The 15,443-nt window shown below is 68.3% G+C and carries 14 protein-coding genes; 8 read left to right on the forward strand and 6 right to left on the reverse strand.

Features of this window, described 5'->3' with window-relative positions; all coding sequences use genetic code 11:
- The first annotated feature begins 22 nt into the window (after positions 1–22).
- The 3 genes from AAC979_RS14550 to AAC979_RS14560 all read left to right on the forward strand — a co-directional run bounded on the left by AAC979_RS14550 (position 23) and on the right by AAC979_RS14560 (position 4,004).
- The gene (locus tag AAC979_RS14550) at positions 23–1,861 is read left to right on the forward strand and encodes an ABC transporter transmembrane domain-containing protein (protein WP_371347588.1); all 1,839 of its coding nucleotides are present in this window, start codon (positions 23–25) and stop codon (positions 1,859–1,861) included.
- Between the two features lie 344 nt (positions 1,862–2,205).
- On the forward strand, positions 2,206–2,655 hold the full coding sequence (locus AAC979_RS14555) for a DUF2231 domain-containing protein (RefSeq protein WP_371347589.1): 450 nt from the start codon (positions 2,206–2,208) through the stop codon (positions 2,653–2,655).
- Positions 2,652–4,004 (forward strand): sorbosone dehydrogenase family protein, encoded by a 1,353-nt coding sequence (locus AAC979_RS14560; RefSeq protein WP_371347590.1) that lies wholly within the window; start codon positions 2,652–2,654, stop codon positions 4,002–4,004. The genes AAC979_RS14555 and AAC979_RS14560 overlap by 4 nt, the downstream gene beginning before the upstream one ends.
- 36 nt (positions 4,005–4,040) lie before the next feature.
- Here the strand turns inward: AAC979_RS14560 and AAC979_RS14565 are convergent, their stop codons facing one another.
- From AAC979_RS14565 to AAC979_RS14590, 6 genes are all read right to left on the reverse strand, one after another.
- Entirely contained in the window at positions 4,041–4,520 is a 480-nt protein-coding gene (locus tag AAC979_RS14565; protein WP_371347591.1) for a GNAT family N-acetyltransferase, read from the reverse strand.
- A gap of 9 nt (positions 4,521–4,529) precedes the next feature.
- Positions 4,530–5,564 (reverse strand): peptidoglycan -binding protein, encoded by a 1,035-nt coding sequence (locus AAC979_RS14570; RefSeq protein WP_371347592.1) that lies wholly within the window; start codon positions 5,562–5,564, stop codon positions 4,530–4,532.
- Positions 5,564–6,625: a flagellar motor protein MotA gene (locus AAC979_RS14575; protein ID WP_371347593.1), complete on the reverse strand. Its 1,062-nt coding sequence runs from the start codon at positions 6,623–6,625 to the stop codon at positions 5,564–5,566. The genes AAC979_RS14570 and AAC979_RS14575 overlap by 1 nt, the downstream gene beginning before the upstream one ends.
- Positions 6,626–6,763: 138 nt before the next feature.
- Positions 6,764–7,552: an inositol monophosphatase family protein gene (locus AAC979_RS14580; protein WP_371347594.1), complete on the reverse strand. Its 789-nt coding sequence runs from the start codon at positions 7,550–7,552 to the stop codon at positions 6,764–6,766.
- A 148-nt stretch (positions 7,553–7,700) separates the two neighbouring features.
- A complete protein-coding gene (locus AAC979_RS14585; protein ID WP_371347595.1) occupies positions 7,701–8,084 on the reverse strand; it encodes a cell division protein ZapA in 384 nt (127 codons plus the stop codon).
- Positions 8,085–8,093: 9 nt separating this feature from the next.
- The gene (locus AAC979_RS14590; protein ID WP_371347596.1) at positions 8,094–8,393 is read right to left on the reverse strand and encodes a DUF4164 domain-containing protein; all 300 of its coding nucleotides are present in this window, start codon (positions 8,391–8,393) and stop codon (positions 8,094–8,096) included.
- A gap of 379 nt (positions 8,394–8,772) precedes the next feature.
- Between AAC979_RS14590 and tkt the strand changes: the two genes are divergently transcribed.
- The 5 genes from tkt to pstB all read left to right on the forward strand — a co-directional run bounded on the left by tkt (position 8,773) and on the right by pstB (position 15,368).
- Positions 8,773–10,764: a transketolase gene (gene tkt / locus AAC979_RS14595; protein ID WP_371347597.1), complete on the forward strand. Its 1,992-nt coding sequence runs from the start codon at positions 8,773–8,775 to the stop codon at positions 10,762–10,764.
- A gap of 156 nt (positions 10,765–10,920) precedes the next feature.
- Positions 10,921–11,928, forward strand: a complete 1,008-nt coding sequence (gap, locus tag AAC979_RS14600; RefSeq protein WP_371347598.1) for a type I glyceraldehyde-3-phosphate dehydrogenase — start codon at positions 10,921–10,923, stop codon at positions 11,926–11,928.
- 79 nt (positions 11,929–12,007) lie between these two features.
- Positions 12,008–13,207 (forward strand): phosphoglycerate kinase, encoded by a 1,200-nt coding sequence (pgk, locus tag AAC979_RS14605; RefSeq protein WP_371347599.1) that lies wholly within the window; start codon positions 12,008–12,010, stop codon positions 13,205–13,207.
- Positions 13,208–13,335: 128 nt separating this feature from the next.
- Positions 13,336–14,358 (forward strand): class I fructose-bisphosphate aldolase, encoded by a 1,023-nt coding sequence (locus AAC979_RS14610; RefSeq protein WP_371347600.1) that lies wholly within the window; start codon positions 13,336–13,338, stop codon positions 14,356–14,358.
- Positions 14,359–14,504: 146 nt separating this feature from the next.
- Positions 14,505–15,368 carry a phosphate ABC transporter ATP-binding protein PstB gene (gene pstB, locus AAC979_RS14615; protein ID WP_371347601.1) on the forward strand — a complete coding sequence of 288 codons (864 nt, stop codon included), beginning with the start codon at positions 14,505–14,507 and terminating at the stop codon, positions 15,366–15,368.
- Positions 15,369–15,443: the final 75 nt, after the last annotated feature.

Below are 15,443 nucleotides of genomic sequence, written 5' to 3' on the forward strand. Positions count from 1 at the left end.
CGAGCGGCTCTATAACCGAGACATGCCCGTGACACAAGCCGCCTCCACGTCTTCCACCGATGCCGCCGCCGACACGCCCGCGCTTTCGCCCAAGCCCGCCTCGCGCCGCCCGCGCCTCAAGCCGCTGATGGCGCTATGGCCGCATCTCCTGCGCTATCGCGGTCGGGCGCTCGCCGCTCTCACCGCGCTGATCGTCGCCGCCATCGCCACGCTGGTGGTACCGATCGCGGTGCGGCGGATGATCGACTTCGGCTTCGACGAAAGCCATGCCGGCTTCATCGACCGCTATTTCGCCGTCATGATCGGTGTCGTCGCGGTGCTCTCGCTGGCGTCGGCCGCGCGCTACTACCTCGTCATGACGCTCGGCGAGCGCATCGTCGCCGATCTGCGCTCACAGGTCTTCGCCCATCTCCTCACCCTCGACGGCGCCTTCTATGACAGCGCCAAGTCGGGCGAGCTGATCTCGCGGCTCACCGCCGACACGACGCAGATCAAGTCGACGGTCGGCGCCTCCGCCTCCATCGCGCTGCGCAACATCCTGCTGTTCATCGGCGCCACCATCATGATGGTCATCACCAGCCCCTGGCTGGCGGCGACGCTGCTGGTGGCGATTCCGGTCATCGTCGCGCTGCTCATCGGCGCCGGGCGCGGCGTGCGCCGGCGCTCGCGCGGGGCGCAGGACACGCTGGCGGAAGCCTCCGCCTATGCCGCCGAGGCGATCGGCTCGGTGCGCAGCCTGCAGGCCAACACCGCCGAGGGCGCCGCCTCGCGCCTGTTTTCCGGCGAGGTCGAACACGCCTTCGACGCCGCCCGCAACGCCGTGCGGGCACGGGCGTGGCTCACCGGCATTGGCATCTTCCTCGTCTTCGCCAGCGTGGTCGGGATTTTGTGGGCCGGCGCCAATGCGGTGCTGGCCGGCGACATGAGCGCCGGCACGCTCGGCCAGTTCGTGCTCTATGCGGTGCTGGCGGCGAGCGGGCTCGGCCAGCTCGGCGAGGTGTGGGGCGAGATTTCGCAGGCCGCCGGCGCCACCGAGCGCATCGCCGAACTGCTGGCGGAAAAGCCGAAAGTGGCGCCCCCCGCCGCGCCCGTGGCGATGCCCGAACCGGCGCGCGGGGCGGTGGCCTTCGAAAATGTCGCCTTCGCCTATCCCGCGCGGCCGGACCTGCCGGCGCTGGACGGGGTAAGCTTCGCGGTGAAGCCAGGCGAGCGCGTCGCTATTGTTGGCCCCTCGGGGGCGGGCAAGAGCACGCTGTTCCAGCTTCTGCTGCGCTTCTACGATCCCGTCGCCGGCCGGGTGAAGGTGGACGGTGTGGACATCGCGGCGGCGGACCCGGAGGCGGTGCGCGGGCGCGTCGCGCTGGTGCCGCAGGATGTCGCCATCTTCGCCACCTCGATCCGCGAGAACATCCGCCTCGGCCGGCCCGGCGCCACCGATGCGGAAGTGGAGGAGGCCGGCCGGCTGGCGCGCGCCGACGAGTTCGTCGCCCGCCTTCCCGAGGGCTGGGAGACGCCGGTGGGCGAGCGCGGGGTCACTCTGTCGGGTGGCCAGCGCCAGCGCATTGCCATCGCCCGTGCCATTCTGCGCCAGGCGCCGATCCTGCTGCTGGACGAGGCCACCTCGGCACTCGACGCCGAAAGCGAGACGTTGGTGCAGCAGGCGCTGGACCTTTCCATGCAGGGCCGCACCACCCTCGTCATCGCCCATCGTCTGGCAACCGTCCTCTCCGCCGACCGCATCCTGGTCATGGAAGCCGGGCGCATCGTCGAGGAAGGCACCCATGCCAGCCTTGTCGGGCGCGGCGGGCTCTATGCGCGCCTCGCGGCGCTGCAGTTCGGCGAGCCCGCGCCGGAAAGCTGACGCGGGCGGGGGCGGCGCTCCTGCCCCCTCCGCCTCTCAAAGCCGTCGCCAGCGCCCCGGCACGCGGCGACGACAGGCGCCGCGACGAGCCCGGCCGCTTGGCCCGCAATCCGTCGTCCTTTCGCCGCGCTTTCGTCCGATCGCCTGAACCATCGCGCCACTCCCGCATTGTCGAGGGAGACAGGCAGCCGGTGGCAGTCGAAAGGGCATGCGCGTCGGCAGGCTCCGCCGCCAAGCGGCGTTGCTAAGCGGCGTTGCTAAGCGTCGTTGCTAAGCGTCGTTGCTAAGCCCAGCGGTCAGGCCATGCCGCCCTGCCTTGTCGTTCTCAGAATGGGAGACCGCACATGGCCGTTATCGAGGCGCCGGCGGCGCGCATCCTTGCTCCGCCTCTCCACCCTTTCCTCATGCTCATTCCAGCCACCTGTCTCACCACCGGGCTGCTGACCGATCTCGCCTATTGGGCGACCGTCAACACCATGTGGGCGGACTTCTCTGCTTGGCTGGTGAGCGCCGGCGCCATCCTGGCCTGGTTGGTGGCGATCGCCGGACTGGTGGAACTGCTGATGCGGCCGGCGCTGCGTCTTCGCGCCGGCATGCCGGCCTATGTGCTCGCCTATCTCGCCGCGATGGTGCTGGCGACCTTCAACATGCTGGTGCACACGCGCGACGCCTGGTCCTCGGTGGTGCCCTGGGGCCTCGCCTTGTCGGCTCTCACCGTGCTCGCCTTTCTCGCCGCCGCCGCGGCGGCTTATGTCCTTGTCGCCCATCCCCGCAGCGGAGGTGCTCCCCGATGAACCGCCGGACAACGCCTCTCATCCCCTGCATTGCCGCCGCACTCGGACTGCTCTCCTTCACGCCCTTGGCGCTGGCGCAGGACCGCATCACCGTGGAGCAGCAGACCGGCCCCAACCCCATTCTCCCGGAGCCACAGCTCGGCCTGTTCCCGACCATGAAGATCGCCGAGATCATCGGTTGGTCGGAGGGTGAAACGCCCACCGTCCCCCAGGGTTATAGCATCAAGGCACTGGCGACCGGCCTTGAGCATCCCCGCGAACTCTACACCCTGCCCAATGGCGACATCCTCGTGGTCGAATCGAAGGCCCCGGGCGGCAAGCCGATCCGCCACCCCAAGGGCCTCGTGCGCGGCTGGGTGGAGACCTGGGTCGGCGGCAGCAGCGATAGCGGCGACAGCAACCGCATCACCTTGCTGCGCGACGCCAATGGCGACGGCACCCCCGAGGAGCGTACCGTTTTCCTGGACAATCTGAACTCGCCCTTCGGCGTGGCGCTGGTCGGCAGCGATCTCTATGTCGCCCATGCCGACGCGATCATGCGCTACCCCTATAATGAGGGCGATACCCAGATCACCGCGCCTGGCGAGTTGCTGGCGCATCTGCCGGGCGGACCGATCAACCACCACTGGACCAAGAGCCTCGTCGCCAGCCCCGACGGCAACCTGCTTTATGTCGGCGTCGGCTCCAACAGCAATGCCAGCGAGCGGGGCATGGAGGCCGAGAAGAACCGCGCCGCCATTCATGAGGTCGACCGGATGAGCGGGCGCCAGCGCCTTTACGCCAGCGGCCTGCGCAACCCGAACGGCCTGACCTTCAACCCCGCGACCGGCGCGCTCTGGACCGTGGTCAATGAACGCGACGAACTCGGCCCCAATCTCGTTCCCGACTACCTCACCTCGGTGCAGGAGGGCGGCTTCTATGGCTGGCCCTACAGCTATTACGGCCAGCATGTCGATCCCCGGGTGAAGCCCGAGCGGCCCGATCTCGTCGAGCGCGCCCTCGTGCCGGATTACGCGCTCGGCTCGCATGTCGCGGCGCTGGGGCTCGACTTCTACACCGGCACCGCCTTCGCCCCGCGCTACCAGGGCGGCGCCTTCATCGGCCTGCACGGCAGTTGGAACCGCGACGAATTCAGTGGCTACAAGGTGATCTTCGTTCCGTTCGAGAACGGCCGCCCCAGCGGGCCGGCGGAGGATTTCGTCACCGGTTTCCTCAATGAAGACGGGCAGGCGCGCGGTCGGCCGGTGGGTGTCGCGGTAGACGCGACCGGCGCGCTGCTGATCGCCGACGATGCCGGCAACACGGTCTGGCGCGTCACCGCCACCCCGCCGGTCAACGCCTCGCGCTGACAGGGGCCGACCGGACTTCGCGGGTCGTTCCGACGCTCAGCCGCCCGTGCGCTCCATCCGCAGCGTCGGGCGGCCGGAGGTGGGGTTCACCCCGTGGCCGGTCACGACGAACCCCGCCTTTTCGTAAAAGCGCACCGCGCGCTCATTCTGCTCGTTCACATCGAGCACGAGACGGCGCGGCGAGCGGGCGGCGGCGGCCCTGATCAGCGCGCCCGCCACCCCAGTACCCCAATGGTCGGGATGAACCACGAGCTGGTCGACATAGCCGGTGCGGGGATTCACCGACACGAAGCCGAGCAACGTGCCCGGGCCGCCGCCCGGCCCTTCCGCCTGGGCGAGGTCGATCACCGCCCCCTCCTCGATCAGCGTGCCGATGCGGTGGCACAGCCAGCCGCGGCGGGCCTCGAAGTCGATTTCCGGTAACGCCTCCTGCCAGGCTTCAACCCATAAATGGGTCATTTCCGGCATGTGGCGCCAGTCGAAGCCGATCAGCAGGGGGGCGTGCGGCTCGCTCATCGCCGGGCCTCAGCGTTCGGTGAGCTTGAGCTCGATGCGGCGATTGCGCGCCCGGGCCTCGTCGTCGCTGCCGGAATCGATCGGCTGGTACTCGCCGAAGCCGGCGGCGACGAGATGCTGGGGCGACACGCCGCGTTGCGCGAGATACTGGACGACCGCAATGGCGCGGGCGGCCGAAAGCTCCCAGTTGGAGGGGTAGAGCGGCGTCGCGATGGGGCGATTGTCGGTATGCCCGTCGACACGCAGCACCCAGGGGAGATCATCCGGTATCTGCTTTTCCAGCTCGATCAGCGCGCTCGCGAGCTTGTCCAGCGCCGGCAGCGCGTCGTCCCGCAACTGCGCGGCGGCAGGATCGAAGAAGATTTCAGACTGGAAAACGAAACGGTCGCCCACCACCCGCACATCCGGCCGGTCGCCGAGAATGGCGCGCAGCCGCCCGAAGAATTCCGAGCGGTAGCGGGTCAGTTCCTGCACGCGCTGGGCGAGAGCGACGTTGAGCCGCCGGCCGAGATCGGCAAGGCGCGACTGGCTCTCCTTGTCCTTCTGTTCGGAAATCTCCAGCGCCTGTTCGAGCGCCGCGATCTGCCGGCGCAGCGCGGCGATCTGCTGGTTGAGAATGGCGATCTGCGCCGCGGCCGAGGCGGCGGCATCCTTTTCATCGCCGAGCTGGCGGGCGAGTTCCGCGCTGCGGCTCTGGGCGGAGGCGATCTCCTCCGGGCTGGCGACGGCCGCCGCAGCATCGCGCAGCACGTCGCGCTCCTGCTCCAGCCGCAGCAGGCTGGCGCGCAGCGCGCCCATCTGGCTGTCCGTCTCGGCGTCGTTGGCCCGCTCCAGCGCCAGCAGGTCGGTCAGTTCGCGGATCTGCGCCTGCAGCCGCGCCATCGCGTCGTCCTTGGAGCCGATCTCCTGGGTGAGCACGAACTGCGCCAGCACGAAAACCGACAGCAGGAACACGAACACCAGCAGCAGCGTCGACAGCGCGTCGACGAAGCCGGGCCAATAGTCGATGTGGCGCTCGCCACGGCGGGAACGTCCCAGGGCCATCAGGCGCTCTCGCGGTCCGTTTTGGTCTCGGCCAGGCGCTCCAGCAGGCGCTTGATGTCGCGCTGCTGCTCGGCCTGCGCCTCCACCCAGTCGCGCACCATCTGCTGCTCGCTGCGCATGTGCTGGACGAGGCCCTGCAGGCTCTCGGCGAGATGGGCCATCGCCGAGGTGACGCGCTGCGAGCCGGCCTCGGTCATGGTGCGCTCAAGCCGCGCTATGGCGGCGGCAAGATCGCTGAAATCCGGCGCGGGCGTCACGGGCGGGGGCAGCGGCAGCGGACCGATCGGCGTCGCCGGCATCGGCGCGGGCACCGGAACCGGCCCGCGGACGCGGGCCGCCTCGGTGCCGAGATCCTCCACCGTGGTCGACAGCCAGTCTTCGAGGTCGATGTAGAAGCGGTTCTGCGCCTGCCCGGCCTGCAGGTCGAGAAAACCGAGCACCAGCGAGCCGGCAAGACCGAACAGCGAGGAGGAGAACGCGATGCCCATGCCGCCCAGCGGCGCGGCGAGGCCGGTCTTCAGCGTGTCCAGCACAGAGCCGGATTCCGGCCCGACATCCAGCGCGCCGATCACCCGGGCGATCGAGCTCACCGTTTCCAGCAGGCCCCAGAAGGTGCCGAGCAGGCCGAGAAAGACGAGCAGGCCGGTGAGATAGCGCAGCAGGTCACGCGCCTCATCGAGGCGGGTGCCGATGGATTCGAGGATGCCGCGCATCGTCGCCTGGGAGATCGACATGCGCCCGACGCGATCGCCCAGCAGCGCCGCCATCGGCGCCAGCAGCACCGGCGCCTGCCGCACTTCGAGGCCGGGATCGGCGATGCGGAAACTGTTCACCCACTCGACTTCCGGCAGCAGGCGCAGCACCTGGCGGAAGGCGAAGATGATGCCGATGAACAGAACGCCGAAGATGACGCCGTTCAGGCCGGGATTATTGAGGAAGGCGCGCCAGATCGGCTCGTGCAGAATGGAGGCCAACGCCACGCACAGCAGGATGAACACGAACATCCGCACCAGAAAGATGCGGGGCGATGACAATTTATGAAATGAATCGGTAGCGCTCATGCCGTCGGCCGTCCCTGTGAAGGACGGCGATGGCCCGAAAGACCGCCCCTCGGGCCGGACTATGCCACAGACGCAGGGAAAAGGAACGCGGCAGAGACCTTAAGAAAAACCCTTATGTCTCTACCGTTACGTCTTTCTCTACGCTTTGCTCACAAGCGCCAAAAGGTCGCGCCGCACCGTATCGTTACCGACGATGATGTCACCCTTGGCCAACATCTTGTCGCCGCCGTCGAGGTCCGAGACATAGCCGCCCGCCTCGCGCACCAGCACGATGCCCGCCGCCATGTCCCAGGGGCTGAGCCCGCGCTCCCAGAAGGCGTCGAAGCGGCCGGCGGCGACCCAGGCGAGATCCAGCGCGGCGGTGCCGGTGCGGCGCAGGCCCGCGACCTTCGGCGCGACGGCGGCGTATTCGCGGCCGAACTGGGCGAAGTCGCCGCGCCCCATATGCGGCAGGCCGCAGCAGACCACGGCGTCGGCGAGGCCACGCCGCGCTGCCACCCGGATGCGACGGTCATTCATGAAGGCGCCCGCGCCCTTCTCGGCGACGAAGAGTTCGTCGGTGACGGGGTTGTAGATCACGCCCGCCACCGGCACGCCGTCGCGCGCCAGCGCCAGCGAAACGCAGAACAGCGGAATGCCGTGCAGGAAATTGGTGGTGCCGTCGAGCGGGTCGATGATCCAGCGATGGCTCTCATCGGCCCCGTCGATCTCACCGCTCTCCTCCATGATGAAGCCGAAATTCGGCCGCGCCTTGGAGAGCTCGTCCTGCAGGATGCGCTCGGCCTTGCGGTCGGCGTTGGAGACGAAATTGGCCGGGCCCTTGAGCGATACCTGCAGGTTCTCGACCTCCCCGAAATCGCGAATCAGGGAGCGGCCGGCCTTGCGGACGGCCTGGACCATGACGGTCATCAGGGGAGTACGGATCATGTCGAATTCCAGATGAAGCGCAGTCGGAAGCCGCGGAACGGTATGCTCCTGTGCGCTGCGCGGCCGGCCGCGTCAAGCCCGGCCGGCGCCCGCCGGGCCGTGCGGGCGCGCAGATCGACGGGGTGCCGACGCCCTCGCCGCCGGGCGTTCAGCCCATGCCGACGCCGCCCGAAGGGCTGGTGCCGAGTTCGCGGGTCAGCCGTTCCAGCCGCTCGGCAGCGGCGGTGACGCCGCGCGCCACCCGCGCCTCGGTCTCGTCGGCGCGGCGGGTCGCGGCGCTGCGGGCGGCGCGCTCGGCTGTCGCATCGTGCTCCAGCGCCTGGATGCGCCGGCGCGCCTCGCTGAGCTCGTCGGCGATGGTGATCGCCGCCATGATGCTGAGACGCTGGTCGCCGATCTCGCCAAAAGCGACCCGCAACTGCTCAATGCGCGCGTCCACCTCCTCGCCGAGGCCGCTGAGATGGTCTTCCTGGCCGTCGTCGCAGGCCATGCGATAGGCGCGCCCGCCAATGCTGATGGTCACATAGGCCATTGCCGTCCCTCAGCGTTCCTGCGCGGCGAGTACCGCGCGAATGGTTTCCATGGCACTGCCCAGCCGGCGCGCGACTTCCTCATTGGCGCTGTCGAGCCGGTCGGCGCGGGCCTGCGCGCCGTCCAGCGCGTCGGCGAGGCGCGAACGGTCGGCGCCGAGCACATGCAGTTGCTGGGCGAGAGCCGCCTCCTGGCGTTCCACCTCCAGCCGGCGTTCGATCGCGCTTTCGAGGGCTTCGACCGCGCTGTCGAAGCGGCGCAGAGCGGCGTCCACGGCGCTCGTCGTTTCGCCCGCCTCAGGCGCGTTCATGACATCTCCATCGTTTCGCCCGGCACGGGCGGGAAGCGGGGGCGGGGCCTGCGGGAGAGGCCGGCTCCTGCCCATCGGTCAACCATTCATCGCGGAACGAATCCGGCAATATTGAGCCTGCGGGGCGAGACAGCGTCAACTTCGCCGCACGGGCGCGCCATCGGCTGCCGCCATCCGCCGCCTCCCGGCGCTCCCGCGCGGCCGGTTATCTCGCATGCGTCACAGCCCTGTCTTTGACACCGCGCCCGGTGGTGCTATCACTCGCCAGCCCCGCCCGCATGCTGAGCTGGCCCGCCCGGGAGCAACGCCGCCCGGCCTGCGGCACCGAAACGTCGCGCCCTGACACAGCAACCCATCTGCCTCGGAGACATCCGTCCTCATGTCGAACCGCGAGAAGCACGATCGCATGGCCAACGCCATCCGGGCACTGGCCATGGATGCCGTCGAAGCCGCCAATTCCGGCCATCCCGGCATGCCCATGGGGATGGCGGATGTCGCCACCGTCCTGTTCGGCAAGGTGCTGAAATTCGATCCGACCGACCCGCGCTGGCCGGATCGCGACCGTTTCATCCTCTCCGCCGGCCACGGCTCGATGCTGCTCTACGCCCTGCTCTATCTCACGGGCTATGAGGGCATGAGCATCGACGACATCAAGAATTTCCGCCAGCTCGGCTCGCGCACCCCCGGCCACCCCGAATATGGCCACACGGTCGGCGTCGAGACCACCACCGGCCCGCTCGGCCAGGGCCTGGCCAACTCCGTCGGCTTCGCGCTCGCCGAGCGCATGATGGCGGCGCAGTTCGGCGAGGACCTCGTCGACCACCACACCTATGTCATCGCCGGCGATGGCTGCCTGATGGAAGGCATCTCGGAAGAGGCGATCGAGATCGCCGGCCGGCAGAAGCTGAACAAGCTCACCGTGCTGTGGGACGACAACCACATCACCATTGACGGCTCCACCGCCCTGTCGGTCGCCACCGATCAGTTGGAGCGCTTCGCCGCCTCGGGCTGGAACACCACTCGCGTCGACGGCCACGACCCCGACGCCATCCTCGCCGCGTTAGAGGCCGCCAAGACCAGCGACAAGCCGACCCTGATCGCCTGCCGCACCACCATCGGCTATGGCGCACCCAGCAAGGGCGGCACCAATGCCGTGCACGGCGCCCCGCTCGGCGCCTCCGAGATCGCCGCCGCCCGCGCGTTCCTGAACTGGGACGCCGAGCCCTTCGTCATCCCCAGCGACGTGCTGGATGCGTGGCGTCTCGCCGGCCTGCGCTCGCGCCAGGCGCACAAGAACTGGACCCAGCGCTTCAATGAGGCGGATGCGGCGCTGCGCGGCGAGTTCGAGCGCCGCGTGCGCGGCGACCTGCCCTCCAAGCTCGGCGAGACGATCGCCGGCGTCATCGCCAAGGCCCGCGCCGATGGCGGCGCGGTGGCGACGCGCAAATCGTCGGAGATCGTGCTGGAAGCGCTCACCGCCGCGCTGCCGGAGATGGTCGGCGGCTCGGCCGACCTCACCCACTCCAACAACACCAAGACCAAGGCCACCTCGGTCTATGTCGAGCCGCCGAAATATGACGGCCGTTATGTGAACTGGGGCATCCGCGAGCACGGCATGGCGGCGGCGATGAACGGCATCGCGCTGCATGGCGGCTTCATCCCCTATGGCGGCACCTTCCTGGTGTTCTCCGACTATTGCCGCCCCTCCATCCGCCTCGCGGCGCTGATGGGCGTGCGCGTGGTCTATGTGTTCACGCATGACTCGATCGGCGTCGGCGAGGACGGCCCGACCCACCAGCCGGTGGAGCAGATCGCCGCGCTGCGCGCCATCCCGAACCTGCTGGTGTTCCGTCCCTGCGACACGGTGGAGACGGCGGAAGCCTGGAAGCTGGCGCTGGAGCACAAGACCGGGCCGAGCGTGATGGCGCTGACCCGCCAGAACCTGCCGCTGCTGCGCACCGACGACACCGAGCGCTGCCTCACCGCGCGCGGCGCCTATGAACTCGCCGCAGCCTCCGACGAAGCCGAGGTCACGCTCTTCGCTTCCGGCTCGGAAGTGTCGCTGGTGATGAAGGCGCGCGAGCAGCTTGAAGCCCAGGGCATCCCGACCCGCGTCGTCTCCGTGCCCTGCTTCGAGCTGTTCCTGAACCAGCCCGAGGAAAGCCGCCGCCAGGTGGTGGGCAAGGCCCCGGTGAAGATCGCGGTCGAGGCGCTGATCCGCCAGGGCTGGGACGAGATCGTCGGCTCGGACGCGGCCTTTGTCGGCATGCACGGCTTCGGCGCCTCCGGCCCGGCGCCGCAGGTCTTCGCGCATTTCGGCATCACGGTCGAAGCCGTGGTCGCCACCGCGCTCAGCCGCCTCAAGCGCTGAACCAGGGGCGACAAGCTATGCGGCTGGCGCATGCACAATGCGCCAGCCCTGCGCCCAGCAAGCAGCGTCAAAAGAGCGTCTGGTGTCGTAACGTTCGCCGCGCTATGAGGCCCGGGCGCGGATCGTGATGAGACAGCTTACCTGGGGAATAAACGCATGACGCTCAAGGTTGCCATCAACGGCTTTGGACGCATCGGCCGCAACGTGTTGCGCGCCATCATCGAGTCCGGCCGCACCGACATCGAGGTCGTCGCCATCAATGATCTCGGGCCGGTCGAGACCAATGCGCATCTGTTCCGCTTCGACAGCGTGCATGGCCGCTTCAACGGCACGGTGACGGTCGACGGCGACACGATCAATGTCGGTCGCGGCCCGATCAAGGTGACCGCCGTCCGCAACCCGGCCGAGCTGCCGCACACCGCGCTGGGCGTGGACATCGCGCTGGAATGCACCGGCATCTTCACCGCCCGTGACAAGGCCGCCGCCCATCTCGCGGCCGGCGCCAAGCGCGTGCTGGTTTCCGCCCCGGCGGAAGGCGCCGACCTCACGGTCGTGTATGGCGTCAATCACGACAAGCTGACCAAGGATCATCTCGTCGTCTCCAACGCCTCCTGCACCACCAATTGCCTCGCGCCGGTGGCCAAGGTGCTGAACGACGCCGTCGGCATCGACCACGGCTTCATGACGACGATCCACTCCTATACCGGCGACCAGCCGACGCTCGACACCATGCACAAGGATCTCTACCGCGCCCGCGCCGCGGCGCTGTCGATGATCCCGACCACGACCGGCGCCGCCAAGGCCGTCGGTCTGGTGCTGCCGGAACTCGCCGGCCGTCTCGACGGCACCTCGATCCGCGTCCCGACCCCGAACGTCTCGGTGGTCGACTTCAAGTTCGTCGCCAAGAAGAAGGTGACGAAGGACGAGATCAACGAGGCGATCAAGGCCGCCGCCGCCGGCCCGCTCAAGGGCATTCTCGGCACCACCGACCAGCCCAACGTCTCCACCGATTTCAACCACGACCCCCATTCCTCGATCTTCCATCTCGACCAGACCAAGGTTCTGGAAGGCAATTTCGTCCGGGTTCTGTCCTGGTACGATAATGAATGGGGCTTCTCGAACCGCATGTCCGACACGGCGGTCGCCCTCGGAAAGCTGATCTGAACAGCCGGCCCGGCCGGGCCTCCCGCCAAGGAGGTCCGGCCGTTTCGCAGATAAGATCAACATTTCCAGGGAGAAGACCATGAGCGAGGCTTCCGCCTTTCGCACCCTCGACGACGCCGATGTCGCCGGTAAGCGCGTTCTCGTGCGCGTCGATCTCAACGTGCCGGTCGACAATGGCCGGGTGACCGACGACACCCGCATCCAGGCCGTGCTGCCCACCATTCGCGAAATCTCCGACAAGGGCGGCAAGGTCATCCTGCTCGCCCATTTCGGCCGCCCCAAGGGGGAGGACCCGGCGCTGTCGCTGGCGCCCATCGCCGCGGAAGTGGCGAGCCGCCTCGGCAAGCCGGTCGCCTTCGCCCCCGCCACCATCGGCCCGGTGGCTGAGGCGGCAGTGGGCGAGCTTCAGCCCGGCGAGGTGCTGCTGCTGGAGAACACCCGCTTCGACAAGCGCGAAGAAAAGAACGACCCGGACTTCGTGGCGGCGCTGGCCAGCCTCGGCGATGTCTATGTCAACGACGCCTTCGCCACCGCCCATCGCGCCCACGCCTCCACCGAGGGCCTTGCCCACAAGCTGCCGGCCTTTGCCGGGCGCTGCATGCAGGTGGAGATCGAGGCGCTGGCCAAGGCGCTGGAAAAGCCCGAGCGCCCGGTGCTCGCCGTGGTCGGCGGCGCCAAGGTGTCGTCCAAGCTCGACCTCTTGGGCAATCTCGTCGCCAAGGTGGACATTCTGGTGATCGGCGGCGGCATGGCCAACACCTTCCTCGCCGCCCAGGGCAAGGATGTCGGCAAGTCGCTGTGCGAGCATGACCTCGCCGGCACGGCGCTGGAGATCCTCGACAAGGCCAAGGCCGCCGGTTGCGACATCGTGCTGCCGGTCGACGCGCTGGCCGCCACCGAGTTCAAGGCACACGCGCCGCACCGCGTCGCCTCGGTCGACGACATCCGGCCGGACGAGATGATGCTCGATGCCGGCCCGGCCTCGGTGGAGAACGTCGTGGCCCGGCTGAAGGACGCGAAGACCATCGTCTGGAACGGCCCGTTCGGCGCCTTCGAACTGCCGCCCTTCGACAGCGCGACGGTGGCGGTGGCGCGCGCGGCGGCGGAACTCACGGACGCCGGCGGACTTCTGTCGGTAGCGGGCGGCGGCGACACGGTGGCCGCGCTCAACCATGCCGGAGTGGCGGACCGCTTCACCTATGTGTCGACGGCCGGCGGCGCCTTCCTGGAATGGCTTGAGGGCAAGCCGCTTCCGGGCGTCGAGGCCCTGAGACGCTAAAGAACACGCGGGCGGCGCGCGGTCCTGTCATTCAGGAGCGGGCCGCCCGGTGCTACTATCCGATCGGTCCGGCCCGTGTTCGCTCCGGCGGCGGTGCCGGCCGGTCAGTTTCGCGCGGGAGAGAGACAATGACGACAAGCCTCGAAGAGGTCGCGTACAAGCTGGCAGCGGGCGGCAAGGGCCTGCTGGCGGCGGATGAGAGCGCCAGCACGATCAAGAAGCGCTTCGATGCCATCGGCGTCGAATCGACCGAGGAGAACCGGCGCGATTACCGCGAAATGCTGTTCCGCTCCGAGGCGATGACCCAGTACATTTCCGGCGTCATCCTGTTCGATGAGACCATCCGCCAGAAGGCGAAGGACGGCACGCCGCTGGTCAAGCTGATCGAGGATGCCGGCTCCATTCCCGGCATCAAGGTGGATCTCGGCGCCCATCCGCAGCCCGGCTGTCCCGGTGAGACCATCACCGAGGGGCTCGACGGTCTCGCCGGCCGCTTCAAGGAATATTACGACCTCGGCGCCCGCTTCGCGAAATGGCGCGCGGTGATCGACATCGGCCAGCACATCCCCAGCTACACCTCGATCCTCGCCAATGCGCAGGCGCTGGCGCGCTATGCCGCGCTGGCCCAGGCGGCCGGCATCGTCCCGATCGTCGAGCCGGAAGTGCTGATGGATGGCGACCACGACATCGACCGCTGCTACGACGTGACCGAGTGGGTGCTGAAGGAAGTGTTCCAGCAGCTCTTCTACGGCCGGGTGAAGCTGGAAGGCACGGTGCTCAAGCCGAACATGGTCATCGCCGGCAAGAAGTCGTCCAAGCAGGCCTCGGTCGAGGAAGTCGCGGAAAAGACCATACGCTGCCTCAAGAACTGCGTGCCCTCGGCGATCCCGAGCGTTGCCTTCCTCTCCGGCGGCCAGTCCGACGAGGAGGCCACCGCCCATCTCGACGCGATGATCCGCCAGGGCGGTCTGCCGTGGAACCTCACCTTCTCCTATGGCCGCGCCCTTCAGGCCGCGCCGCAGAAGGCGTGGTCCGGCAAGGCGGAGAATGTCCCCGCCGGCCAGGCGGCGTTCACTCACCGCGCGCGGATGAACTATCTCGCCGCTCTCGGCCAGTGGACGCCGGAAAGCGAACAGAAGAACGCCGCGTAATTCCCCCATTCTTAGCTGAACATCCGGACGCCGCCGCGAGGCGGCGTCTTTGCTTTGTCGGCTTATATTCGACAGACGTGATTTTCATCCCATCTTGACCTTACGCAAGGTGCGGATGCTGCGAGCCTCTAGCCTTGCCTCACAGCATGGGAGAGACGCGCGTGCGACACGATCTCAACAGAGGCCTGCCACCGAACGCCTTTGATCCGCAGGGCCTTGCCGCCCCCTCTGCCCGCATCGGCGAACCCTTGCCGAGCCCGGTCAAGCTCGACATTCGCCATGTCGGCTTCCGCTTCGGCGCCAAGCCGGCGCTGCGGGATATTTCCTTCCCCATCCACGCCCATCGCGTCACCGCGCTGATTGGCCCCTCCGGCTGTGGCAAGTCGACCCTGTTGCGGGTGTTCAACCGCATGTCCGATCTCTATGAGGACCAGCATGTGGAGGGGCAGGTTCTGCTCGACGGCGAGGATATTCTCGCCCCCGAGGTCGACGTGCTGACGCTGCGCCGGCGCGTCGGCATGGTGACCCAGAAGCCCTCGCCCTTTCCGATGTCGATCTATGACAATGTGGCGATCGGCCTGCGCCTCAACGAGGAACTGACCCGCACCCAGCTCGACCAGCGGGTGGAGGACGCGCTGCGCCGCGCCGCATTGTGGGAGGAGGTCAGCTCGCAGCTCGACCATTCGGCGCTCAGCCTGTCCGGCGGCCAGCAGCAGCGCCTGTGCCTCGCCCGCACCATGGCGGTGCGCCCGGAAGTGATCCTGCTCGACGAACCGTGCTCGGCGCTCGACCCGATTTCGACCGCCAAGATCGAGGAGACGATCGAGGAGCTCAAGAGCACGAGCACCCTCGTCATCGTCACCCATAATCTGCAGCAGGCCGCACGCATCGCCGATTACACGGCGTTTCTCTATCTCGGCGAACTGGTCGAGTTCGGCTCAAGCGCGCAGATGTTCTCCGCCCCCCGCGAGCCGCGCACCCTCGCCTATATCTCCGGCCGGATGGGCTGAAGCGCGCCCCGACGGGCGGCTCAAGGCGTCCCCGGCGCCCGGCCGGGGACAATGTCGTTGATGCGAGCGTGGAGG

Origin of the sequence: Ancylobacter sp. IITR112 (assembly GCF_041415945.1) — a bacterium.
Taxonomy (GTDB): Bacteria; Pseudomonadota; Alphaproteobacteria; order Rhizobiales; family Xanthobacteraceae; genus Ancylobacter.